This window comes from Novosphingobium lentum NBRC 107847 (assembly GCF_001590965.1).
GTDB lineage: Bacteria > Pseudomonadota > Alphaproteobacteria > Sphingomonadales > Sphingomonadaceae > Novosphingobium > Novosphingobium lentum.
Window position 1 is genome coordinate 1 of the sequence record NZ_BCTW01000012.1, and the last position, 21130, is coordinate 21130.

Here is a 21130-nt window from a genome sequence, read left to right on the forward strand (position 1 = left end):
GAGACGCCGTTTCAACGGGCTCAACGGCTCCTCAGGATGAGCGGTCCGGATTGATCGCGCGGCGCTCTGGCCTGCCTCACCCCGCAACTTCCTCATCCGCATGCACTTCGGTCGGCCCGATCGGCGCGGCCGGTGCCAGCGCCGCCGCGACGCCCGCGCGCAGTTCGTACAGGTCCTGCGCCCACTCGCCGATCCAGTAGGGCGGGCTGTTCTCCTTGCCGCGCCAGTCGTTGTCGCCGTGGCCCATCTGCTCGCCCGGATCGTGATCGTGATCGTCGACGTTGTGGATGTATTCGTGGACGATGGTGTTGACCTTCTGCGCCGGCGAATTGGCCAGGAACGCGACGTGGTAGTGCAGCCGGAACGGGTCGTGCGGATTGGTCACCGCCACGGTGTTGACGTAAGCCAGCCGCCGCTCGAAGCGCGGTTTCCACAACTGGACAAAGATCGGGCGCCGTTCCCCCCGCAGCCGCGCGGCGATCATCGCGGGCGTGATCGTGGCAAACGCGAACGCGGGGTGGGCGATGATTCCGGCCCAGAATTCCGCATCGGAATCGAGCGCGTTGACGAACGCCACCGCCGATCTGAGCCCCGCATCGTCACCGCTGAACCGTGCCTGCACCGATCATTCCCCGCCGTTGATCTCGCCGCGCTCCTACCATCGCAGTTTTCCACGGCCAACCGGGGGATTGTTGCGCTGCACCCGCTTGCGCGCCGCGCCCAGCGGCCTAGGTTGGCATCCGGCGGCGGGTACGCGCCGCCTCTCGAAAGGAGCGCATGTCCCGCAAACCTGTCCGCGCCCATGAACCGGCGCAAAACCATGGGGAATCCCGCCAGGCCCACCGCCGCGCCCGGGCCGAGGTCGAATTCGACGAACCCACCGTGCTCGGTGCGCTGTTCGGGCAGTTCGACACAAATCTTGTCCAGATAGAGAACCGGCTGGGCGTCTATATCGCGGCGCGCGGCAACCGCGTGCAGATCGAAGGGCCCGACGATGCCGTGGCCCGCGCGCGCGAGGTGCTGAAAGGCCTGCAGCAGCGGCTGATGAGCGGGCTCGACGTCGATGCCGGCGCGGTCGAATCGCTGATCGCGATGTCCACCGAGCCGACGCTGGAGGGCATCATCACCGGCGAGACCGGCGGCGCCGCGCCGATCATGATCCGCACCCGCCGCAAAACCATCGTGCCGCGATCGGCGATGCAGATCGAATACATGCGCGCGCTGGCGCGTGAGGACATCATCTTCGCGCTGGGACCGGCGGGCACCGGCAAGACGTATGTCGCGGTGGCGCAGGCGGTCAGCCAGCTGATGAACGGCAGCGTGCAGCGGCTGATCCTGTCGCGCCCGGCGGTCGAGGCGGGTGAGCGGCTGGGCTTCCTGCCCGGCGACATGAAGGAAAAGGTCGATCCGTACCTGCGCCCGCTGTACGACGCGCTGTACGATTGCATGCCGCCCGAACAGGTCGAGCGCCGCATGGCGTCGGGCGAGATCGAGGTCGCGCCGATCGCGTTCATGCGCGGACGCACGCTGGCCGATGCGTTCGTGATTCTGGATGAAGCGCAGAACACCACGCCCGCGCAGATGAAGATGTTCCTCACCCGCTTCGGCCAGAACAGCCGCATGGTGGTGTGCGGCGATCCCAAGCAGGTCGATATTCCGGGCGGCGATGCGCAGTCCGGGCTGGCCGACGCGGTCCGCCGCTTGGACGGGGTGGAAGGCATGGCGATGATCCGCTTCGGCATTGCCGACGTGGTGCGCCACCCGATCGTGGGGCGGATCGTGGAAGCCTACGAAGGGCCGGATGCGTCGAGTTCGTCCGCTTGAGCGCGCCGATCCTGGAGATCGACGTCGATCCGGTGTGGGGACAAGCAACCGACTGGGAGGCGCTGGCGGCGCGCGCAGCCGAAGCCGCCGCGCAAGTCGCGCCCGAACTGGCGCATGAGAACATGCTGGTCAGCCTGGTGCTGGCCGACGATGACGAGGTCCAGCTGCTCAACCGGCAGTGGCGCGCCAAGGACAAGCCGACCAACGTGCTGTCGTTCCCGATGCTCAGCCGCGAGGAAGTGCTCCACGCCGCCGCCGACGAAAGCGCGCCGGGGATGCTGGGCGACCTGATCCTGGCGCACGGCATCTGCGTGGCCGAGGCGGCGGACAAGGGTATCGCGGTGGAGGCCCACGCCAGCCACCTCATCGTCCACGGATTGCTCCACCTGGCCGGGTACGATCACGAACTGGGCGAGGAAGAAGCATCCGCTATGGAAGACCTCGAGCGGAAGGCGCTTGCGTTACTGGGCCTTGCCGACCCATATGGCAGTGCAGCATAGAATCTGCACTTGCGGAATGGGGAGTTGTTGACCGATGCCCGAGGGCAACGGGCCGGGTGGCGAAAGCCGTTCCGGCGACGGAGACAGTAATCACGCGCTGTGGCGCGGGCTGAAAGCCTGGTTCGGACGGAGCGAAGCCGACCTGTCGCTGCGCGCGCAGATCGAGGAAGCGATCGACGAGCATGAGGGCGAACCCGGCGGCGAAGGCGCCACCGACGGCGACCTGATCCCGCTCGAACGCCAGATGTTGCGCAACCTGCTCCATTTCAGTGAGCACGATGCCGATGACGTGGCGGTGCCACGCGGGCAGATCGTGGCGATCCCCGCCGCCGCCAGCTTTGCGGAGCTGGTCAGCGCGTTTGCCGAACATGGCCACAGCCGCCTGCCGGTCTACGGCGATTCGCTCGACGAGATTGTGGGTATGGTCCACGTGAAGGACGTGTTCGCGATCGTCGCGGGCATGGCGCTTCATGGCAAGCCCGCGCCGGCCGACTGGGCCGGGCTGATGCGCCAGCCGCTGTTCGTGCCGCAGGCGCGCGGCGCGCTGGATGTGCTGGCCGACATGCGCGCCAGCCGCACGCACCTGGCGGTGGTGATCGACGAATATTCGGGCACCGACGGCATCATCACGATCGAGGATCTGGTCGAGGAGATCGTCGGCGAGATCGAGGACGAGCACGACGACGCGCCCGAGGAGCTGTTGCGCCAGCTGGACGAGACCACCTGGTTTGCCGACGCCCGCGCCGAGCTGGACGACGTCGCCGAGGCGATCGACCCCCGGCTGGCCGAAGTCGAGGAAGACGTCGACACCATCGGCGGGCTGGCGGTGGTGCTGGCCGGCGAAGTGCCGCCGGTGGGCCGCGTGGTCGAACACGACAGCGGCTGGCGGATCGAAGTGACCGGCGCCGACGATCGCCGCGTCACCACCCTGCTGCTGCACGCCCCCGTGCCCGAAGCGGCGGAGGAATAGGCCGTGATCCGCCGCCTTCCGCCGTTGCGCAGTCTTGAGGCGTTCATCCGCGTGGTGCGCGCGGGATCGGCCAAGGCGGCCGCGTCCGAACTGGCGCTGTCGCCGTCCGCGCTGTCGCGCCGACTGGGTGCGCTCGAGGATTTCGTCGGCAAGCCGCTGTTCGAACGGCGCCACCAGTCGCTCAAGCTGACCGCCGACGGGCAGGCGCTGTTCGACGAAGTCGCGCCGCTGATGGACGAGATGACCGACCGCATCGACCGGCTGGTCGATACCGGGCGGCTGCTGCGGTTGCGGCTGGGGGTGCTGCCGCTGTTCGGCAGCCAGCGCCTGTTCCCGCGCCTGGCCGAGCTGCGCAAGCTGCACCCGCAACTGCATATCGACATCGATTCCAGCCACATGGCCGAAACCAAGCTGGGCGACACGATCGACGCCGCGATCATCCTGAGCGAAGGGCCCGACCCGGCGCTGCACGCGGTGCAGCTCGATCACAACAAGGTCTACGCGATCACCTCCGCCGACCTCGCCGCCGAACTGGGCGGCGTACCCGACGTCGCCAAGCTGTCGAAGCAGACCTTCCTGATCCACAACGACCTGCCGCACAGCTTCGAGGCGTGGAAGACGGCGATGAAGCTCGACGATCTCAAGCCCGCCGCGATCGACCACTTCGACAGCGGCCAGCTGATCCTCGAGGCCGCCGCGCAAGGGCTGGGCATCGCGATCATGCACGACGACCACTTCACCCGCGCGCACGACGGACGGCTCGCCCGGCTTTACAACATCCCGGTCGACAGCCCCTACAGCTACTGGTTCGTCTGCCGCCCCCGCGCCCTGGAAACGCGGCCGGTGCGGTTGTTCCACGACTGGCTGATCAAGGCGGGGTTGTAGGGGGGCACCCCGATGTGCGGGATAAAAGCTCCGGGGACATGCTATTGCGTGTCCCCGTCCGGCAGCTCAGAACTGGTTGTTTGGGGATTGCGTAATGCGTCACTTTAACCGTGGTTGCGCCGCTTCAATCAACCCGCCCTCCCCACAAAACCACCCAACCCACTACCAAATCCGCTGCACCGCGAACCCATCGAACAGCGCCTCGTTCGAGACCAGCGCCATGTCTTCGGCTTGCGCCTGGGCGATCAGCAGGCGGTCGAACGGGTCCTTGTGGGCGATGGTCATGGCACCGGCGAGCCGGGCGTGGCGAACCGTGATCGCCAGTTCGGCAAAGCCCTGCGCGGCGACGATCTGCTCGAAGTCGTGCGCCAGCAGCGCCGCGTCGAGCAGCTTGCCGATGCGGAACTTGGTGGCAACTTCCATCGCCGAGGCGGCACTGACGGCAACGCTGTTGGCTTCATCGGCGATGGCCTCGCGGGCAACGGGGCTCAGCGCCTCATCCCCCGCCAGCCACCAGATCAGCGCGTGCGTGTCGAGCAGCAGCCTCAAGCCAGATTCCAGCCGCCAAGTTCATCCTCGGGCAAGGGATCGGCGAAGCGTGGATCGATGGCGATCTTGCCCTTGAGCGCGCCGAAACAGCGCTTGCCGCGCGGCGCCACCGGCACCAGCCGCACCACCGGCACGGTGCCGCGAGCGATGACCACCTCATCGCCGTCAAGCGCGGAGGCGATCAGCCTGGAGAGGTTGGTCTTGGCATCGTGAACGGTGAACTGGGTCACAGGCACCTCCTTAGCCAAATACATAGCTAAGCAAACCATTCGGGGCAAGGTTTTCGGTACCGGGAGCGAACCGAGACCCGCATGGGGATTACGCTTGTCTGGCGGCGGAGAGTAACGCTCCACCGCAATCCGCAACAGTGACGGCGCCCCATGTCCGAACCTTCATCGACAAACGTCCGGCTCAAGCGTAACGTCCGGCCCGGGCGCGTTGCAGCGATGACCGCAAGAATCGGCAGGAACGCTGCGTCGTAGGGGGATGACTGGATGACCTATTGCCTGGGCATGCGTACCAAATTCGGGGTGGTGCTGATCGCCGACACGCGCACCAACGCCGGCATCGACAACATTTCCAATTTCCGCAAACTCCACACGCTGATCGAGACGCCCGACCGGATGGTGGTTTGCGCCAGTGCGGGCAGCCTTTCGACCACGCAGACCATGCTGTCGTTGCTCGAGGAAGGGCTCGATCCGCGCGATCCGGCGGACGAGCGGCGCACCGTCGCCTCGATGCCATCGATGTTCCGCGTCGTGTCGCTGGTCGGCGAGGCGCTGATGCTGGCGCGGCGCGAAGTCGCGCGGGCGGTGAGCGGCACCTCGATCAACAGCGACGTCTCGCTGCTGGTGGGCGGACGGATCGGCGACGGGCCGATGGCGCTGTTCCTGGTCTATAGCGAGGGCAATTTCATCGAATGCCTGCCCGACTGTCCGTTCGCGCAAGTCGGCGAGCTCAAGTACGGCAAGCCGATCCTCGATCGCACGCTCAACTGGGACACCTCGCTCGAGGAGGCGGTGAAAGTCGGGCTGCTGTCGTTCGATGCGACGATGCGCTCCAACCTGTCGGTCGGCCTGCCGCTCGACCTCATCGTTATTCCCGAAGATCGCTCCGAATGGATCGTGCAGCGCCGGCTGGACGAAAGCGACGGCTATCTGCGCAAGTTGTCGTCCGACTGGGGCCGGCTGATGAACGACGCGCGCGAACAGATCGACGCGCCCGATTTCATGACCGCGAGCTGTTCCACCAGCTGACGGAATACGGGGACACGGAATACCGTGTCCCCGGACGCCTCACTGCGGGGACATGCTATTGCGTGTCCCCGCTTCTGCGTCTCAGCTGACGGTCGCCGTCTTGATCTTGCCGGGTTCGCGCGGGGGTTCGCCCTTGGGCAGCGCGTCGACGTGTTCCATGCCGCTCTCGACCTGGCCCCACACGGTGTACTGCTTGTCGAGGAAGCGCGCATCGTCGAGGCAGATGAAGAACTGGCTGTTGGCCGAGTGCGGCGCGCTGGTGCGGGCCATCGAGCACACGCCGCGCACGTGCGGTTCGGCGTTGAATTCAGCCTTGAGATCGGGCTTCTTCGATCCGCCCATGCCGGTGCCGTCGGGGCAGCCACCTTGCGCCATGAAGCCGGGGATCACGCGGTGGAACTTCACCCCGTCGTAGAAACCTTCGCTCACCAGCTCCTTGATCCGGTCGACATGGCCGGGGGCCAGATCGGGGCGCAGCTTGATCACGACATCGCCGGTATCGAGTGAAAGGGTCAGTTTTTCGTCAGCCATGACTGGTCAGTCCTCGTTGTTTCGGCGCCGATATAGGGTCTCGATCGGCAAAGTCACCACCGGGGTTACGAACCCGGTTGCTTTTGGCAAGCACCTGCCTATCCCCGCCTGCGATGGCCAGCGACGACACCCGCTTCGATCTGAATGACGACGACGCGCAGCTGCTGCCGGCGAACGATGCGCCGTCGCCGGATACTGGGCGCCATTCGGAAAGCCTGGATGATGAGAACACGCTGAAGCCCGGCTTCGTGCGCCGCGTGACCGATGCGCTGGAGGCCGGCGACCACGAAGCGGTCTACAACCTGGTCGAACCGCTGCACCCGGCCGACGTCGCCGATCTGTTCGAACTGATCCCCGCCGACGACCGGCCAGCGTTTGCCCGCGCGATCAGCGACCTGATGGGCGGCGAGGTCATCGCCGAGCTCAACGACCACGTGCGCGAACTGCTGATCGGCGCGCTCGAACCCGACGAAGTCGCCGAACTTGCCGAGCAGATGGAGACCGACGACGCGGTCGCGCTGATCGAGGATCTCGACGACGAGGACCAGCAGGCGGTGCTGGCCGAGCTCGATCCCGAGGATCGCGCCGCGATCGAAAGCGCGCTGTCGTATCCGGAAGAAACCGCCGGCCGCCTGATGCAGCGCGACCTGATCGCGGTGCCCGAACACCTCACGGTGGGCGACCTGATCGATTACTTGCGCGAAAACGGCGACCTGACCACCGAGTTCTGGGAAGTGTTCGTGGTCGATCCGCGGCACCGCCCGCTGGGCACGTGCCAGCTGTCGTGGATCCTGCGCACCCCGCGCGCCGTGGCGCTGGCCGACGTGATGAAGCGCGACCAGACGCTGATCCCGGTGTCGATGGACCAGGAGGAAGTCGCGCTGCGCTTCCAGAAATACGCACTGATCTCGGCCGCCGTGGTCGATGATTCGGGGCGGCTGGTAGGCCAGCTGACGGTCGATGACATCGTCCACATCATCCAGGAAGAAGCCGGCGAGGATACGCTGCTGCTGTCGGGCGCGGGCGACGGCGACATCAACGAGCCGTTGCAGCGCACGATCCGCACGCGGATGTGGTGGCTGACGATCAACCTGTTCACCGCGATCCTCGCCTCGGCGGTGGTCGCGTTCTTCCAGGACACGATCTCGCGGCTGGTGACGCTGGCGGTGCTGATGCCGATCGTGACCGGCATGGGCGGCAACGCCGCGACCCAGACGATGGCGGTGACGGTGCGCGCGCTGGCCACCAACCAGCTGACGTCGAGCAACACCGTGCGGATGATCGCGCGCGAATGGTGGATCGCCAGCGCCAACGGCATCGGCCTGGGCTTCCTGATGGCGATCGGTTGCCAGGCGATCTACCACGATTGGTGGCTGAGCTTCGTGCTGGTGCTGGCGATGGTGCTCAACAGCCTCAACGCCGGGCTTTCGGGCGTGCTGATCCCGATCGGGCTGGACCGGCTGAAGATCGACCCGGCAGTGACCTCGACCGTGTTCGTCACCACCATGACCGACACGTTCGGGTTCTTCTTCTTCCTCGGCCTTGCCACGCTGTTCCATTTGAGCGCCTGACGTCGCAGATGCCGCTCAACATGACCAAGGTGGCCTACGGGGCCAAGTCGATGGAGGAACTCCACGGCTGGTTCGCCACGCGCGGCGACACCGCGAAGCTGACCACGCGCTACCTGCCCAAGCGCCATGCCGAGATGATCGGCGGATCGCTGTACTGGATCTACAAGCACCAGCTGGTCGCGCGCTCGCCGATCCTCGCGTTCGAGGAAGCAGAGGGCGGCAAGACGCATATCGTGATCTCGACCACGCTGATCGACGTCTACCCAGTGCCCCGCCGCGCCCACCAGGGCTGGCGCTACCTCGCTGCCGAAGACGCCCCGCGCGATCTGGCCGATGGCGAGGATGTGGGCGATGTCATGCCCGGCGGGCTGGCGGGCAAGCTGGCGAAACTGGGGCTGGTGTAAGGCTACATCTGAACCGTACCGCTCATGGTGAGGAGAGACTGAGCTTGTCGAAGGCTCGTCTCGAACCATCAGCCCAAGCTTAGGGCGGTCGTTCGAGACGCCGTTTCGACAGGCTCAACGGCTCCTCAGGATGAGCGGTTCAGATTGGTCGCACGATGCAGTCTGCACGCGCCCTCAAACCTCCGCCTTCAGCCCCGCGCGCTCCACCACCCGCCGCAAAGTGCTGGCGTAAACCTCGGGCTCCTGCGCGCCGGGGATCAGGAACTTGCCATTGACCACCATCGCGGGGACGCCCGAGATGTTCATGTCCCACGCATGCGCTTCCTCGGCGCGGACGCGCACGTCGAGCGTTTCGTCGGCCAGCGCGGCCTGCGCCTCGGCGGCAGGGATGCCGACGTCTTCGGCGATCGCCACCAGCACGGCGGGATCGGACACGTTGCGACGATGCTCGAAATGCGCGGAGAACAGCGCCAGCTTCAGCGCGGTCTGCACGTCCGGCCCGTGCGCGGTGAGCGTGGCGGCGAGCAGCTTGTGCGCGGCGAAGGTGTTCCACATCATCGCTGGCGGGGCATCGGCGCCCTCTTCGCCCGCATACGACAGCGCGGCGCCCGCGCGCGCGGCGATCTCGCGCATCTGCGTGCGGCCTTGCGCCGCCTGTTCTGCCGTGCGCCCGTACTTGCGCATGATGTGCGCGGCCTGATCCTCGCCCTGCGGCGGCATGTCGGGGTTCAGTTCGAACGGGCGCCAGCGGATTTCCGCCGCGATCTCACCGTCGAGCCAGACCAGCGCCTTTTCGAGCTGGCGGTAGCCGACCAGGCACCACGGGCACATCACGTCCGACCAGATGTCGATGGTGACGCGGGTCGGGGCGGCCGCGGCGCTCACCGTTCCAGCCACCACTTGAGCAGGTGATGCGCCACGGCATGCGGCGGCGGGGCGATGAACGCGCCGTCTTCCGCCCCGGTCATCGCGTGGGCGACTTCCTCGCGGCTGAACCAGCGCGCTTCGTCCAGCTCGGTCGTGTCGATCACGATGGTCGGCTCGTCGGTGTGGCTGTGGCAGCCGATCATCAGCGATGACGGGAACGGCCACGGCTGGCTGGCAACATACGTCACATCGCGCACGCGCAGGCCCGCTTCCTCGTGCACTTCGCGCGCGACGGCTTCCTCGATCGATTCGCCCGGCTCGACGAAGCCCGCCAGCGCGGAAAAGCGGCGCGGCGGAAAGCGCGGCTGGCGGCCCAGCAGCAGCTGCCCGGCGTGTTCGACCAGCATGATCGTGACCGGATCGACGCGCGGGAAGTGTTCGGCCTTGCACGCATCGTTGGTGCAGTTGCGCTGCCAGCCGCCCTTGGTCAGCACCGTGCCGCTGCCGCACTTGGCGCAGAAGCGGTGCCGGGCGTGCCAGTCGACCAGGCTGCGCGCGCCGCCGAATGTGGCAAGATCCTCGTGCACCATCGTCGCCAACGCGCGCCACAGCGCCGGGTTGGGCGGCCCCGCCCCGTGCGACGCCGCGCCGCTGACTTCGACGAAGCAGCCGCTGGTTCCCAGCAGGCCGAGGAACACCAGTTCGCTGTCGGGCGCGGCATCGGCCAGCGTGCCCCAGTCGAGCCCGCCATCGGCACCGAGCTGCGGATCGAGCCCGTCCATCTTCAGCAGCCGGGCGCGCCAGTCCATCAGCGCGGCGAGCTTGGCGGGATCGGAGCGGATGTGGTCCGCCCGGTCGATCCGCGCGCCGGCGAAAGCAATTCCGCTCATGCCGCTGCCTTCATCGCGCGAAGGTCCTCGACCACCGCCTTGGGAAATTCGCTGTGCACGGGATAGGCCTCCGACGGCATGTATTGGGTGTAAAGCGCGGCGCGGTTGCCGACGCGGTAGTTCACGAAACCGATGGTGCCCGCCGCGCCGCCCCAGCCATAGGTGCCAGCGTCCCAGCCGAGCCCGACGCGGCCGCCCGCACCGAAGCCGGCGCCCGCGATCATGCTGCCGGCGGTGTCCACGCTGGCAGGCAGCAGGTTGCCCGTGCCCAACCGCACCGCCGCCTCGCCCATCACGCGCTTGCCCTCGATCGTGCCCAGCCCGAGCAGCATGGTGAGGAACCGGTCGTAATCGCGCGGCGAACTCACCAGCCCCGCCCCGCCCATCGGGAACGGCGGCGTATCGAGATAGATCGAGGTTTTGGCCGGATCGATCGGCAGGCTCATCCCGCCCATTACGCCGTAATTGGTGGTGAGCCGCCCGACATCGCTTTCGGGAACCCTGAAGAACGTGCTGGTCATGCCGGTGGGCGCGAGGATGGCGTCGTGCACGAACCGGTCGAACGGCTTGCCCGAGACGACCTCGATCACCCGGCCCATCAGGTCGAGCCCGACCGAATAGCTCCAGCGCGTGCCCGGTTCGTAGACCAGTGGCAGTTCCGCCAGCCGATCGGCGAACAGCGCCAGGCTGGTCACCGGCGTGCCCCGGTCCAGCCCGGGGATCGGCATGCGGCTGACTTGCCCGGGAATGACCCCGGCGGCCTCGTAGGCGGCTTTGAGCGGACCCTTCTGGATGATCGAATAGCCAAGGCCGGCGCTGTGCGTCAGCAGCATGCGGATGGTGATCGGGGTCTTGGCAGGCCGCAGGTCGGTGATCGAACCGTCGGGCGTGACCTGCACCTGCATCTTTGCGAATTTGGGCAGGATGTCGGACAGCGGCTGGTCGAGCTTCAGCTTGCCCGCATCGACCAGCATCATCGCCGCCATGCCGGTGACCGGCTTGGTCATCGAATAGATGCGGAACAGGCTGTCGGGCGTGACGGGCGCGGGATCCCCCTTGGCCAGCGTGCCGCGCGCGATGTAGCCGGGCGCCTGCGATCCCCAGCCCAGCGCCGCGATCATGCCGGGCAGCTTGCCCGACGCGACATAGCCATCGACCATCGCGGCGACGTGCGGGTAGGCAGTCTCGGCGCTGGCCGCCGCAAACGCGAGTCGCGGCGATATTGCAAGGCCCGCGCCGAGCAGCATCGCGCGCGACAGCAGCGCGCGGCGCGAGACGGCCAGTTCGGAAAATTCGTGCGGCTTCATCGATCGGCCTCTTCGCTGGGGCGAGCAGTGGCGTAGCGAGCGGCCCGTGCGAACAGGGTCGGCAGGCCCGCAGCGCCGATCGATTCGACCGGCCACCATTCTCCCGATTGGTCTTTGTCTGGTTCGTTATCGGGCAAAGTAGCGAAATCGTTCCCGCCGAACAGCATCAATTGCAAATCGAGATCGAAATGGGTGAAGCCGTGCGCGACGGTGCCCGCCGCCTGCCACGGTCCGTCGAGCGGTGGGGTGCCCGAACCGTCGGCGCGCGCGCTCCAGCCGTCGTCGGGCAACGCGCGCATCCCGCCGAGCATGCCCTTGCCGGGGCGCGTCACCAGCCAGACCTGCCCGTCACGCTCGATCCAGTAGGCGCGGCCCTGCCGCCGGGGCTTGGCCTGCTTCGGCGGCTTGACCGGGTAGGCAGCGGGATCGCCCTCACGCGCGGCGCGGCAGTGCGGGCGCAGCGGGCACAGCAGACAGCGCGGCGCCCTGACGGTGCAGATGCCCGAGCCGAGGTCCATCATCGCCTGTGCAAAATCGCCGGGGCGCTCGCCTGGCGTGATCGTGGCGGTGGCGGCACGAATCGCCCGGCGCGCGCCTGGCAGCGGTTCACTGATCGCGAACAGGCGCGAAACCACGCGCTCGACGTTGGCATCGACCACCACCGCCGGTTCATCGAACGCAATCGCGGCGACGGCGGCGGCGGTGTAGTCGCCCACCCCCGGCAGCGCGCGCAACGCCGCCTCGGTCTGCGGAAACGCCCCGCCCAGCGCCGCCACCGCCCGCGCGCAGGCGAGCAGGTTGCGTGCGCGGGCATAATAGCCCAGCCCCGCCCACGCCGCCATGACATCGCCATCCTCGGCCGCCGCGAGCGCGGTCACCGTGGGCCAGGCTTGGGTGAATTTGGCAAAGTACGGCCCCACCGCCGCCACCGTGGTCTGCTGCAGCATCACTTCGGACAGCCACACGCGATAGGGATCGGCGGGCGCAGCGCCCGGCAAGCTGCGCCACGGCAGGCTGCGCGCGTTGGCATCGTACCATTCGAGCAACAGCGCCGCAGCGGTGGCAATCTCGGTCTCGACGCTGGCCTGCATCGCACGGCTATGGCATGGCGCGCAGCACAATGGAACGCAGCGACAAACCCACGACGACCAAGCCCGGCGCCAAAGTTGCCGGCGCCAAGGCGGCGGCCAAGGCCAAGCCCGCCGGCAAGCCTTATGAACGCCCGCGCGGCGGCGCGGTGCGCCCGATCGGCGAACTTATGCCCGATATCGGCCGCACCGCCTTCCGCCGCTTCGGCTTCGTGCAAAGCTCGGTCGTCACCCGCTGGCCCGAGATCGTCGGCACCAGCCACGCCCACCACTGCGCGCCCGAATCGATCCGCTTCCCCCCCGGCGAAAAGTGCGACGGGATCATGGAACTGGTGGTCACCCCGGCGCACGCACCGATGATCCAGCATGTGATCCCCGAGATTATCGAGCGGGTGAACCGCTTCTTCGGCTATCGCGCGGTGGCGCGGATCAAGCTGCGGCAAGGCGTGGTTCAGGCACCCAAGGACACAAGCGGGCCGCGAACCGCACCGCCCTCGCTCCGCCCGATACCGATGGAACTGGGCGACAGTTTGCGCGATATCGGCGATCCGGAACTGCGCGCGGTGCTGGAATCGCTGGCACGCAGCATGGGCACCGCCGCGGACGGCGCCAACGACGAAGGAAAGCAGGACCGATGAAGGATACGCCGCACACCATGGTCCGCACCGCGCTGACGGCGCTTACCGCCTTTGCCACGGTGCTGCTGCTCGGCGGGGCGGGCAAGCCTTTGCCTTCCGCGCCGCACCCGCAGAACTGGAACAACACGGTCACCGCGACCGACCATGACAGCTATGTGCTAGGCAATCCGGCGGCGGCGGTGAAGCTGGTCGAATTCATCAGCTACACCTGCCCGCACTGCGCGCATTTCGAGGGTGAGGCCGATGCCCCGCTACGGCTGGGCTTCGTCGCCAGCGGCAAGGGATCGGTCGAAGTGCGCAACTTCCTGCGCGATCCGATCGACATGACCGTGGCGCTGCTGACCCATTGCGGCCCGCCGTCCAAATTCTTCCTCAACCACACCGCGTTCCTGCGCAGCCAGGACAAGTGGATCGTGCCGTACGAAAACCCCTCGCCGCTGCAGAAACAGCGCTGGTCGGTGGGTGATTTCAAGACGCGCATCCGCAACATCGCCGCCGATTTCCATTTCTACGAGATCATGCAGACGCGCGGCTACACGCGCAGCGCGGTCGACACCTGCCTCGCCAACGAACCGCTGGCCAAGCGGCTGGCGCAGCACACCGACGATGCGGTCGACAAGCTCAACATCAACGGCACGCCGGGCTTCATGCTCGACGGCATCGTGCTGGCGGGCACTTACAGCTGGGACGCGCTGCGCCCGCAGTTGGAAGCGCGGACACGGTAGGGGCTGGACCGATTCGCTTTTGCCTGCTCGTCGCTCCGTATGCCCCATCACCGACCGTCCTGAGCTTGTCGAAGGACTGTCCTTCGTTTCCTCCGCGCTGAAGTGAAGTGCAGTCCTTCGACAGGCTCAGGACCGGCGGGATTTGATTTGACGAATGCGTGACGGTCCAACGATCAGCACGGCCGCGCCAAACTGTGGACGATCGCCCCGCCCGACCGCCTCCGCGCTTTGCGTCGCGCGCCTGATCGGCTAGCCAGCGCGCAAGGGATTTTCTCACCGGAGCCGTGACACGATGACCATTGCCCGCCTGTTCCGTCCGCTCGCGCTCGTGGTGGCGCTGCCGCTCGCGCTGGGGCTTGCCGCCTGTGGCAAGAAGGACGATGCTTCTGCGCCTGCCAGCACCGCCACCGCCGCGCCGATCGCCAAGATTGCCGCGCCCGCCGGCAAGGCGTGGAGCGACATGATCGCCAAGACGCCCGAGGGCGGCTACCTGATGGGCAACCCCGACGCCCCGATCAAGCTGGTCGAATTCGGCGCGCTGAGCTGCTCGCACTGCGCCGAGTTCGCCGAAAAGAGCTATGCCAAGCTGCGCGACGATTATGTCGCCAGCGGCCGCGTCAGCTATGAGCTGCGCCTGTTCATGCTCAACGCGCTCGACGTGCCCGCCGCGATGCTGGCCACTTGCGGCGCGCCCGAGACGGTGATCCCGCTCAGCGAGCAGTTCTGGGCGTGGCAGCCCAACATGTTCGACAACCTGAAAAAGAACCAGGCAGTCATGGACCAGGTCGCCACCCTGCCCGACAAGACGCGCTTTTCCGCGATCGCGCAGGCCGGCGGGATGACCGAATTCTTCGCCTCGCGCGGGATCGCCAAGGATCAGGCCGAAACCTGTCTGGCCGACAGCGCCAAGGCGACGATGTTCGCCGACGCGACCACCAAGGCGGTCGACAAGTACGATGTGAAGGGCACGCCCACGTTCTACCTCAACGGCAGCAAGGCCACCGCCGGCACCTGGGAAGAAATCAACGCCGAACTGCAGCGGATGGGCGCCCGCTAGGCGCGCGGCGCAGGCCCGAGGGGGGCGGGGTCGATGCAGTTCCGGCGCTTGAAGCTGACCGGGTTCAAGAGCTTCGTCGAGCCTGCCGAACTGCGCATCGAACCCGGGCTGACCGGGATCGTTGGCCCCAACGGCTGCGGCAAGTCCAACCTGCTCGAGGCGATCCGCTGGGTCATGGGCGAAAGCTCGGCCAAGTCGATGCGCGGTGGCGGCATGGAAGACGTGATCTTCGCGGGCACCGCCACCCGCCCCGCACGCGACTTTGCCGAAGTGCTGCTGCAAGCGACCGCGCCCGAAGACGGCCCATACGGCGGCGAGCTTGAGGTCGTGCGCCGGATCGAGCGCGGCGCGGGCAGCGCCTATCGCGTCAACGGGCGCGATGTGCGGGCCAAGGACGTGTCGCTGGTGTTCGCCGATGCCGCGACCGGCGCGCACAGCCCCGCGCTGGTCAGCCAGGGCCGCATCGCCGCGGTGATCGCCGCGCGGCCCGCCGAACGCCGCATGATGCTGGAAGAAGCCGCCGGGATCGCCGGGCTGCATGTGCGCCGCCGCGATGCCGAACAGAAACTGCGCGCGACCGAGGCCAACCTCGCGCGGCTGGTCGATCTGCTGTCCGGCCTCGAAGGCCAGATCGCCACGCTGCGCCGGCAGGCGCGCGCCGCCGAGCGTTACAAGGTGCTATCCGAAAAGATCAAGCTGGCCGAGGCGCGGCTGGTGTTCGCGCGCTGGCGCGACGCCGCCGCCGCTGCCGAGGCCGCGCGCGCCGAGGCTCGCCTGGCCGAAAGCGCGGTGACCGAGGCGCAGGAGCAGGCGAAGCAGGCGCAAGCCGCGCAGCACGCCGCCGCCGCCGCGCTCGCCACGGCGCGTGATGAGCTGTTCGACAGGCGGCAGGACAGCGCCGCGCATGCGCAGCGCATGGCCGCGCTATCGGCACAACTGGAAGCGGCGGAAGACCGGCTCGCCGACATCGATCGCCAGCTGGCGCGGCTGGACGAGGATCGCGGCCAGGCCGATCGCATGACCACCGACGCCGCCGCCGCGCTTACCCGGCTGGAGAGCGACGCCGCCGCAGCCGAACGCGCGCTTGCCGCCGATACCGAGCGCCGCCCCACCCTGCTCGCCGCGCAGGACGATGCCGACCGCGCCGCGCGGCAGGCCGAACTCGAGTTGGCGCAGCGCGTGGCCGAACAGGCGCAGATCGATGCCGACTGGCGCGTCGCCGATGCGGCGCTGGCAGCAGCGGGCCAGCGGCTGGCGCGGCTCGACGGCGAGATCGCGCGGCTGGCCGGACAGATCGACGCGCTCGACCGCGAGCCCGATCCGGCGTTGCAACTGGCGCAGGCCGAAGCGCGCCGCGACTCCGCGCAAGCCGCGCTGGCGTCCGCCACCGGGCAGCGCGCCGCACTGACGCAGGAACGCGAGGCGCTGGGTGCGCAGCGCGACACGGCGGGCGCGACGCTGGCGAGCGCCCGCGCCGAGCTGGCCGGGATCGAGCGCGAGGCGGAAGCTCTGGCGCGCGACCGCGCCGCGCGCGAACGGCAGGCCGCCGCCAAGGGACAGGGCAAGGCCGCGATCGCCGCGCTGAAAGTCGCGCCGGGGTTCGAGCGCGCGCTGGCCGCCGTGCTGGGCCGCGATGCTTCGGCGCCGCTCGGTCCTGCCCCGGCTGAGGTCGAGGGGCGGTTCTGGACGGGTGCGCCCGCCCCCGCGCCGCTGGCCGACGCGCTGGCCCGCCACGTCACCGCCGCCCCGCCCGAACTGGCCGCGCGGCTGGCGCTGGTGCGCTTTGCCGAAGACGACCACGGCGCGCCGCTCCATCCCGGCGAATGGCTGGTGACCCGGGCGGGACACTTGCGCCGCTGGGACGGGTTCGTCGCGCGCGGCGAAGGCGCGGCCGAGGCTGCCGCGCTCGAAGCCGCCAACCGACTGGACGAGCTGGAGGCCGCACTGCCCGCCCGGCGCGCTGCACTGGCCGAGGCGGAAACGGAAGCGACGGCGGTACGACTGGCGCTGACCGATGCGCAAGCGCGGCTCGCCGAAGCCGAACGCGGCGTGGCGCGCCATGGCGACGAGGAACGTGGCGCGTTGCGCGCGCTCGACCAGGCCGAGGCGGCGCGCACCCGCATGGCCCTGCGGCGCGAGGAACTGGGCGTTGCGCGCGCGGGCCAGCTCGATCAGCGCGCCCTTGCCGCGACGGAACTGGACAGCGCCGAACAGCGCCGCGCCGCGCTGCCCGATCCCGCCGCCGGGCGTGACGCGCTCGACGCCGCGCGCGCGCGCAACGATGCCGCGCGCGCCACGCTGCAGGCCGCGACCGCCGCCGCCGCCGCGTTCGACCAGGCGCTGGCGGTGGGGCGCGAACGGCTGACCGCGCTGCGCAGCGACATGCGCAACTGGCAGGCGCGCGCCGGGGACGCCGCGCGGCGGCTGTCCGACATGGCGCAGCGGCGTAGCGATCTCGCTGCCGACCGCGCGGTCTATGCCGCGAAGCCCGAAGCGCTGATGCGCGAGATCGAGGGCGGCGAGGCGATCCGCGACCGGCTGGCAGGGGAACTCGCCGCCGCCGAAGCCGCGCTCGCCGCCACCGACGCCGCCGCGAAAGCCGCCGAAACTGCGCTGGCCACCGGGGCCGAAGTGCTGGCCAGCGCACGCGAGGCCCGCGCCGGTGCGGTCGCGCGCGCCGAGAACGAGGATTCGCGGCGGCAGGAAATGGCCGGCATTTCGGGCGAGCGGTTCCAGTGCCCGCCACCGTTGCTGCCCGAACGGTTCGCCTTCGCTTCCGCCGACGTGGGGCGCGCGGGGGCAGAATCGGCCGAGATGGACCGGCTCACCGCCGACCGTGAGCGCATCGGCCCGGTCAACCTCGTCGCCGCCGACGAACTGGCCGAAGCCGAGGCGCGGCTGGGCATCAGCGCGACCGAGCAGGCCGAACTGACCGAGGCGGTGCACCGCTTGCGCGGATCGATCGGCAACCTCAACCGCGAGGGCCGCGAACGGCTGCGCGCCGCGTTCGAGGCGGTCGACGGCCATTTCCGCCGCCTGTTCGCGCGGCTGTTTGGCGGCGGCGAGGCCCACCTCGCGCTGATCGACAGCGACGATCCGCTCGAGGCCGGGCTGGAGATCTTCGCCCAGCCGCCGGGCAAGCGGCTGCAGTCGCTCACCCTGCTGTCGGGCGGCGAGCAGGCGCTGACCGCCGTCGCGCTGATCTTCGCGCTGTTCCTCACCAACCCCGCGCCGATCTGCGTGCTCGACGAAGTCGACGCGCCATTGGACGACGCCAACATCGAACGCTTCTGCGATCTGCTCGACGCGATGGTCGGCGAAACGCGGACGCGCTACCTGATCGTCACCCACAACGCCGTGACGATGAGCCGCATGCACCGCCTGTTCGGCGTGACCATGGTCGAACAAGGCGTCTCGCGATTGGTCAGCGTGGACCTCAGCGCGGCGGAGCGGCTGGTGGGGGTGGAGTAGCTGTTGACAATTTTTGTGGTTACATTAAATAGTTTTGAACCAGAGGTTGGTTCACTCGCAAGGTCACGGCCTCAAATACCCGGTAACTCGCTAATTCTAACATGGAGAATGGTAATGGAATTTGCAATTAGCCGCGCCTTGAGCGCTGTAAGACCTAAAGGCTTCAACTTATGGAAATCGAGTTCGACGAAGCGAAGCGGCTGAATATTTTGCAGGAACGCGGTCTGGACATGGCTGAAGCTGGCTATGTCTTTACCACCGAACACTATCAAGTTGTGGACGACCGGAAAGACTATGGAGAACCGCGTTTCCGTGTCTGGGGTTATCTTCGTGGAAAGCGGGTCTATCTGGTATGGACGCCGCGAGACGGCAAACGCCGCATAGTAACGATGTATCCAACTCATGAACGAGAGCACCAAGCCCGACTCAGAACCCTGGATTGATCCCGACGATGATTACATCGAGTGGACCGAAGAGATGTTCCGCATCGCGGCGATCTACAAGGGCGACCAACTTATTCGGCCCGCCGCCGGCACGCTGAAGTCGCTTGGCCGCCCCCTGTCCGAAAACCCCAAGAAGCAGGTCACGCTGCGCCTCGATCCCGATGTGATCGAACGGTTTCGCGCCACCGGCAAAGGCTGGCAATCGCGGATCAACGCCGAATTGCGCAAGGTGCTGGGGCTTCAGGACAAGGCTTAATCCAGCACGAAATGCGGGCCTGCGCCTTTGGCTCCGGCGCGGTCCTGGGGGTTGTAGAGCGCGCAGCGTTCAAGGCTGAGGCAGCCGCAGCCGATGCATTCATCGAGCTTCTGGCGCGTGCGCATCAGCAGCGCGATGCGGGCGTCGAGCTGGCCGCGCAGCGCACGGCTGATGCGCTGCCAGTCGATCCGGGTGGGCGTGCGGCCTTGCGGCAGCGTGGCGAGCGCGGCCTCGATCTCGGCCAGGCCCAGCCCCAGTTTCTGCGCGATCAGCACAAAGCTCAGCCGGCGGATGTCGGAGCGCAGGAAGCGCCGCTGGTTGCCGCCGGTGCGCAGCGAGGTGACCAGCCCGCGCGCCTCGTAGTAGCGGATCGCCGACACTGCCAGCCCGGTACGCCGCGCCAGCGCACCGATCGGGATCAGGTCTTCGTGGTGCAGGACATTCGGGCGCATGTGCGACTCCGGCGAGAAATTGCTTGATCTCAAGTTAGCTTGAGGTTGCACAACCGGCAAGCACGCAGCGAATCGCGTGCGTTGAAGCAGGAGCGAAAAGATGGGTGCGGCCCGACTCGAACATGCCAACCTGACCGTCAGCGATCCCGATCGCTCGGCGGCGTTCTTCGCCCGGTTGTGCGGCTGGCACGAACGCTGGCGCGGTCCGTCGGCGATGGGCGGGTGGACGATCCACCTCGGCAGCGAGACCGGGTATCTGGCGCTCTACACGCCCGGCGCGCCGCAGGACGCGCGCTTTGCCAAGGGCGTGCCCCTCAACCACATCGGGCTGGTGGTCGACGATCTCGATGCGGCCGAGGCGGTGGTGGTCGAGGCGGGGTTCGCACCCTTCAGCCATGCCGATTACGAACCGGGGCGGCGGTTCTATTTCTTCGACTGGGACGGGATCGAGTTCGAAGTGGTGAGTTATGCTCCTCAACCCACCCCGGCGTTGCCCACGACATAGCAGGCGGCAGCGAGCAGCAGCCCGGCGAGGCGGTTGCTGCGGAAGCGCGCGAGCGCCGAGCCACCATCGTCGCTGTCGAGCGTGGCGACCTGCCACTCCAGATGCACCGCCATCGGCAGCAGCGCGAGCAGCGCCAGTCCATCCGCCCGCACCAGCCACAGCGCGGCGGCCCACAGCAGCACCGCTCCGCCATAGAACAGCGCCACGCCCGCGCGCACGTGGCGGCCCAGGGTCAGCGCGGACGAGCCGATCCCGATCATGGCATCGTCCTCGCGGTCCTGCAGCGCGTAGATCGTGTCGTAGCCGATGCACCACAGGATCGACCCGGCGTAAAGCGCGGCGAGCGGTGCGCCCCCGTCGAACCCGCGCACCGCGACCCAGCCGGTCGGTGCGCCCCAGGTGAACACCAGCCCGAGCCACGCCTGCGGGAAGCCGGTGATCCGCTTCATGAATGGATAGGCAGCGACGAGCGCGAGGCTGGCGAGCGCAACGACTTGCGCCTCCCACCGCAGGCTCAGCAACACGCCCAACCCGACCAGGCACAGCGCGACGAGCCACACCCACGCCGCGCGCTTGCTCACCTGCCCGCTCGCCACGGGGCGCAGCGCGGTGCGCGCCACGCGGGCGTCGAGATCGGCATCGACGATGTCGTTGTAGACGCAGCCCGCGCCGCGCATGGCGATCGAGCCTGCCAGCAGCAGTGCGATCAACCCCCAGCGGTCGCCCCCGCCCGCCAGCAGCACACCCCACGCGCACGGCCAGAACAGCAGCCACCAGCCGATCGGCCGGTCGAACCGCGCCAGCAATGCGTAAGGGCGGATTGTGCGGGGCAGCCGAGCGACGATTCCGCGATGCTGCGTGTCAGGCGGCGCCAGCGGCTGCTCGGCTGGCGCTGGCGCGGGCTGGAGGCTATCGCGGATCATTGCCCGCCTGCTTTGGAG

Annotated in this window: 24 protein-coding genes; 14 read left to right on the plus strand and 10 right to left on the minus strand. The window is 68.1% G+C overall.

Annotated features, from left to right (window positions below):
* Window positions 1-76 precede the first annotated feature (76 nt).
* On the minus strand, window positions 77-622 hold the full coding sequence (locus NL2_RS11885; protein ID WP_068075405.1) for a hypothetical protein: 546 nt from the start codon (window positions 620-622) through the stop codon (window positions 77-79).
* 155 nt (window positions 623-777) lie between these two features.
* On the opposite strand from NL2_RS11885, the gene NL2_RS11890 reads away from it, so the two are divergent.
* From NL2_RS11890 to NL2_RS11905, 4 genes are read left to right on the plus strand one after another with little or no spacing between them, the layout of a single operon-like run.
* A complete protein-coding gene (locus NL2_RS11890) occupies window positions 778-1824 on the plus strand; it encodes a PhoH family protein (RefSeq protein ID WP_068075408.1) in 1047 nt (348 codons plus the stop codon).
* Window positions 1821-2324: an rRNA maturation RNase YbeY gene (ybeY, locus tag NL2_RS11895; RefSeq protein WP_068075411.1), complete on the plus strand. Its 504-nt coding sequence runs from the start codon at window positions 1821-1823 to the stop codon at window positions 2322-2324. The genes NL2_RS11890 and ybeY overlap by 4 nt, the downstream gene beginning before the upstream one ends.
* A gap of 34 nt (window positions 2325-2358) precedes the next feature.
* Window positions 2359-3294, plus strand: coding sequence for a hemolysin family protein (locus NL2_RS11900; protein WP_068075415.1), 936 nt, complete (start codon window positions 2359-2361; stop codon window positions 3292-3294).
* 3 nt (window positions 3295-3297) lie between these two features.
* Window positions 3298-4179 (plus strand): LysR substrate-binding domain-containing protein, encoded by an 882-nt coding sequence (locus NL2_RS11905; protein ID WP_084356055.1) that lies wholly within the window; start codon window positions 3298-3300, stop codon window positions 4177-4179.
* A 162-nt stretch (window positions 4180-4341) separates the two neighbouring features.
* Here NL2_RS11905 and NL2_RS11910 read toward each other — a convergent pair whose 3' ends face one another.
* Both NL2_RS11910 and NL2_RS11915 read right to left on the minus strand, forming a co-directional pair.
* Complete coding sequence (locus NL2_RS11910) at window positions 4342-4728, minus strand: type II toxin-antitoxin system VapC family toxin (RefSeq protein WP_068075417.1); 387 nt, start codon at window positions 4726-4728, stop codon at window positions 4342-4344.
* Window positions 4725-4958, minus strand: a complete 234-nt coding sequence (locus NL2_RS11915; RefSeq protein ID WP_068075420.1) for a type II toxin-antitoxin system Phd/YefM family antitoxin — start codon at window positions 4956-4958, stop codon at window positions 4725-4727. Before NL2_RS11915 ends, NL2_RS11910 begins: the two co-directional genes overlap by 4 nt.
* 264 nt (window positions 4959-5222) lie before the next feature.
* On the opposite strand from NL2_RS11915, the gene NL2_RS11920 reads away from it, so the two are divergent.
* Window positions 5223-5984 carry a proteasome-type protease gene (locus NL2_RS11920; RefSeq protein WP_068075422.1) on the plus strand — a complete coding sequence of 254 codons (762 nt, stop codon included), beginning with the start codon at window positions 5223-5225 and terminating at the stop codon, window positions 5982-5984.
* Window positions 5985-6065: 81 nt separating this feature from the next.
* Here NL2_RS11920 and NL2_RS11925 read toward each other — a convergent pair whose 3' ends face one another.
* Complete coding sequence (locus tag NL2_RS11925) at window positions 6066-6515, minus strand: peptidylprolyl isomerase (RefSeq protein ID WP_068075426.1); 450 nt, start codon at window positions 6513-6515, stop codon at window positions 6066-6068.
* A 113-nt stretch (window positions 6516-6628) separates the two neighbouring features.
* Here NL2_RS11925 and mgtE point away from each other — a divergent pair, with 113 nt between their 5' ends.
* Window positions 6629-8086 carry a magnesium transporter gene (gene mgtE / locus NL2_RS11930; protein WP_068075429.1) on the plus strand — a complete coding sequence of 486 codons (1458 nt, stop codon included), beginning with the start codon at window positions 6629-6631 and terminating at the stop codon, window positions 8084-8086.
* An 8-nt stretch (window positions 8087-8094) separates the two neighbouring features.
* A complete protein-coding gene (locus tag NL2_RS11935; protein WP_068075432.1) occupies window positions 8095-8490 on the plus strand; it encodes a DUF1489 family protein in 396 nt (131 codons plus the stop codon).
* 174 nt (window positions 8491-8664) lie between these two features.
* On the opposite strand, the gene NL2_RS11940 is transcribed toward NL2_RS11935, so the two are convergent.
* The 4 genes from NL2_RS11940 to NL2_RS11955 are packed head-to-tail and all read right to left on the minus strand — an operon-like array spanning window position 8665 to window position 12645.
* The gene (locus NL2_RS11940; protein ID WP_281191027.1) at window positions 8665-9375 is read right to left on the minus strand and encodes a DsbA family oxidoreductase; all 711 of its coding nucleotides are present in this window, start codon (window positions 9373-9375) and stop codon (window positions 8665-8667) included.
* Complete coding sequence (nudC, locus tag NL2_RS11945; protein WP_068075437.1) at window positions 9372-10247, minus strand: NAD(+) diphosphatase; 876 nt, start codon at window positions 10245-10247, stop codon at window positions 9372-9374. Before nudC ends, NL2_RS11940 begins: the two co-directional genes overlap by 4 nt.
* Window positions 10244-11554 carry a serine hydrolase domain-containing protein gene (locus tag NL2_RS11950; protein ID WP_068075440.1) on the minus strand — a complete coding sequence of 437 codons (1311 nt, stop codon included), beginning with the start codon at window positions 11552-11554 and terminating at the stop codon, window positions 10244-10246. The genes nudC and NL2_RS11950 overlap by 4 nt, the downstream gene beginning before the upstream one ends.
* The gene (locus NL2_RS11955; RefSeq protein ID WP_068075443.1) at window positions 11551-12645 is read right to left on the minus strand and encodes an A/G-specific adenine glycosylase; all 1095 of its coding nucleotides are present in this window, start codon (window positions 12643-12645) and stop codon (window positions 11551-11553) included. Before NL2_RS11955 ends, NL2_RS11950 begins: the two co-directional genes overlap by 4 nt.
* 29 nt (window positions 12646-12674) lie before the next feature.
* Here NL2_RS11955 and NL2_RS11960 point away from each other — a divergent pair, with 29 nt between their 5' ends.
* The 6 genes from NL2_RS11960 to NL2_RS11985 all read left to right on the plus strand — a co-directional run bounded on the left by NL2_RS11960 (window position 12675) and on the right by NL2_RS11985 (window position 19232).
* Complete coding sequence (locus NL2_RS11960; protein WP_068075751.1) at window positions 12675-13280, plus strand: DUF721 domain-containing protein; 606 nt, start codon at window positions 12675-12677, stop codon at window positions 13278-13280.
* A complete protein-coding gene (locus NL2_RS11965; RefSeq protein WP_245647671.1) occupies window positions 13277-14005 on the plus strand; it encodes a thioredoxin domain-containing protein in 729 nt (242 codons plus the stop codon). Before NL2_RS11960 ends, NL2_RS11965 begins: the two co-directional genes overlap by 4 nt.
* A gap of 292 nt (window positions 14006-14297) precedes the next feature.
* The gene (locus tag NL2_RS11970; protein WP_068075449.1) at window positions 14298-15062 is read left to right on the plus strand and encodes a thioredoxin domain-containing protein; all 765 of its coding nucleotides are present in this window, start codon (window positions 14298-14300) and stop codon (window positions 15060-15062) included.
* Between the two features lie 33 nt (window positions 15063-15095).
* Complete coding sequence (locus NL2_RS11975) at window positions 15096-18533, plus strand: chromosome segregation SMC family protein (RefSeq protein ID WP_068075453.1); 3438 nt, start codon at window positions 15096-15098, stop codon at window positions 18531-18533.
* A gap of 170 nt (window positions 18534-18703) precedes the next feature.
* Entirely contained in the window at window positions 18704-18976 is a 273-nt protein-coding gene (locus tag NL2_RS20800) for a BrnT family toxin (RefSeq protein ID WP_084356056.1), read from the plus strand.
* A complete protein-coding gene (locus NL2_RS11985) occupies window positions 18936-19232 on the plus strand; it encodes a BrnA antitoxin family protein (RefSeq protein WP_068075463.1) in 297 nt (98 codons plus the stop codon). The genes NL2_RS20800 and NL2_RS11985 overlap by 41 nt, the downstream gene beginning before the upstream one ends.
* On the opposite strand, the gene soxR is transcribed toward NL2_RS11985, so the two are convergent.
* Window positions 19229-19684 carry a redox-sensitive transcriptional activator SoxR gene (gene soxR, locus NL2_RS11990; RefSeq protein ID WP_068075466.1) on the minus strand — a complete coding sequence of 152 codons (456 nt, stop codon included), beginning with the start codon at window positions 19682-19684 and terminating at the stop codon, window positions 19229-19231. The genes NL2_RS11985 and soxR overlap by 4 nt on opposite strands.
* 100 nt (window positions 19685-19784) lie before the next feature.
* Here soxR and NL2_RS11995 point away from each other — a divergent pair, with 100 nt between their 5' ends.
* Window positions 19785-20189, plus strand: a complete 405-nt coding sequence (locus tag NL2_RS11995; protein ID WP_068075470.1) for a VOC family protein — start codon at window positions 19785-19787, stop codon at window positions 20187-20189.
* On the opposite strand, the gene ubiA is transcribed toward NL2_RS11995, so the two are convergent.
* On the minus strand, window positions 20159-21112 hold the full coding sequence (ubiA, locus tag NL2_RS12000; RefSeq protein WP_068075473.1) for a 4-hydroxybenzoate octaprenyltransferase: 954 nt from the start codon (window positions 21110-21112) through the stop codon (window positions 20159-20161). The two genes, NL2_RS11995 and ubiA, sit on opposite strands and share 31 nt — an antisense overlap.
* Between the last annotated feature and the right edge of the window lie 18 nt (window positions 21113-21130).

Coding starts and splice junctions, on each gene's coding strand:
- NL2_RS11985 (WP_068075463.1), top strand. CDS start 18,936: ATGAACGAGAGCACCAAGCCCGACTCAGAACCCTGGATTGATCCCGAC.
- NL2_RS11900 (WP_068075415.1), top strand. CDS start 2,359: ATGCCCGAGGGCAACGGGCCGGGTGGCGAAAGCCGTTCCGGCGACGGA.
- NL2_RS11995 (WP_068075470.1), top strand. CDS start 19,785: ATGGGTGCGGCCCGACTCGAACATGCCAACCTGACCGTCAGCGATCCC.
- NL2_RS11920 (WP_068075422.1), top strand. CDS start 5,223: ATGACCTATTGCCTGGGCATGCGTACCAAATTCGGGGTGGTGCTGATC.
- ubiA (WP_068075473.1), bottom strand. CDS start 21,112: ATGATCCGCGATAGCCTCCAGCCCGCGCCAGCGCCAGCCGAGCAGCCG.
- NL2_RS11960 (WP_068075751.1), top strand. CDS start 12,675: ATGGAACGCAGCGACAAACCCACGACGACCAAGCCCGGCGCCAAAGTT.
- NL2_RS11925 (WP_068075426.1), bottom strand. CDS start 6,515: ATGGCTGACGAAAAACTGACCCTTTCACTCGATACCGGCGATGTCGTG.
- NL2_RS11890 (WP_068075408.1), top strand. CDS start 778: ATGTCCCGCAAACCTGTCCGCGCCCATGAACCGGCGCAAAACCATGGG.
- NL2_RS11970 (WP_068075449.1), top strand. CDS start 14,298: ATGACCATTGCCCGCCTGTTCCGTCCGCTCGCGCTCGTGGTGGCGCTG.
- soxR (WP_068075466.1), bottom strand. CDS start 19,684: ATGCGCCCGAATGTCCTGCACCACGAAGACCTGATCCCGATCGGTGCG.
- NL2_RS11965 (WP_245647671.1), top strand. CDS start 13,277: ATGAAGGATACGCCGCACACCATGGTCCGCACCGCGCTGACGGCGCTT.
- mgtE (WP_068075429.1), top strand. CDS start 6,629: ATGGCCAGCGACGACACCCGCTTCGATCTGAATGACGACGACGCGCAG.
- NL2_RS20800 (WP_084356056.1), top strand. CDS start 18,704: ATGGAAATCGAGTTCGACGAAGCGAAGCGGCTGAATATTTTGCAGGAA.
- NL2_RS11935 (WP_068075432.1), top strand. CDS start 8,095: ATGCCGCTCAACATGACCAAGGTGGCCTACGGGGCCAAGTCGATGGAG.
- NL2_RS11950 (WP_068075440.1), bottom strand. CDS start 11,554: ATGAAGCCGCACGAATTTTCCGAACTGGCCGTCTCGCGCCGCGCGCTG.
- nudC (WP_068075437.1), bottom strand. CDS start 10,247: ATGAGCGGAATTGCTTTCGCCGGCGCGCGGATCGACCGGGCGGACCAC.
- NL2_RS11975 (WP_068075453.1), top strand. CDS start 15,096: ATGCAGTTCCGGCGCTTGAAGCTGACCGGGTTCAAGAGCTTCGTCGAG.
- NL2_RS11955 (WP_068075443.1), bottom strand. CDS start 12,645: ATGCAGGCCAGCGTCGAGACCGAGATTGCCACCGCTGCGGCGCTGTTG.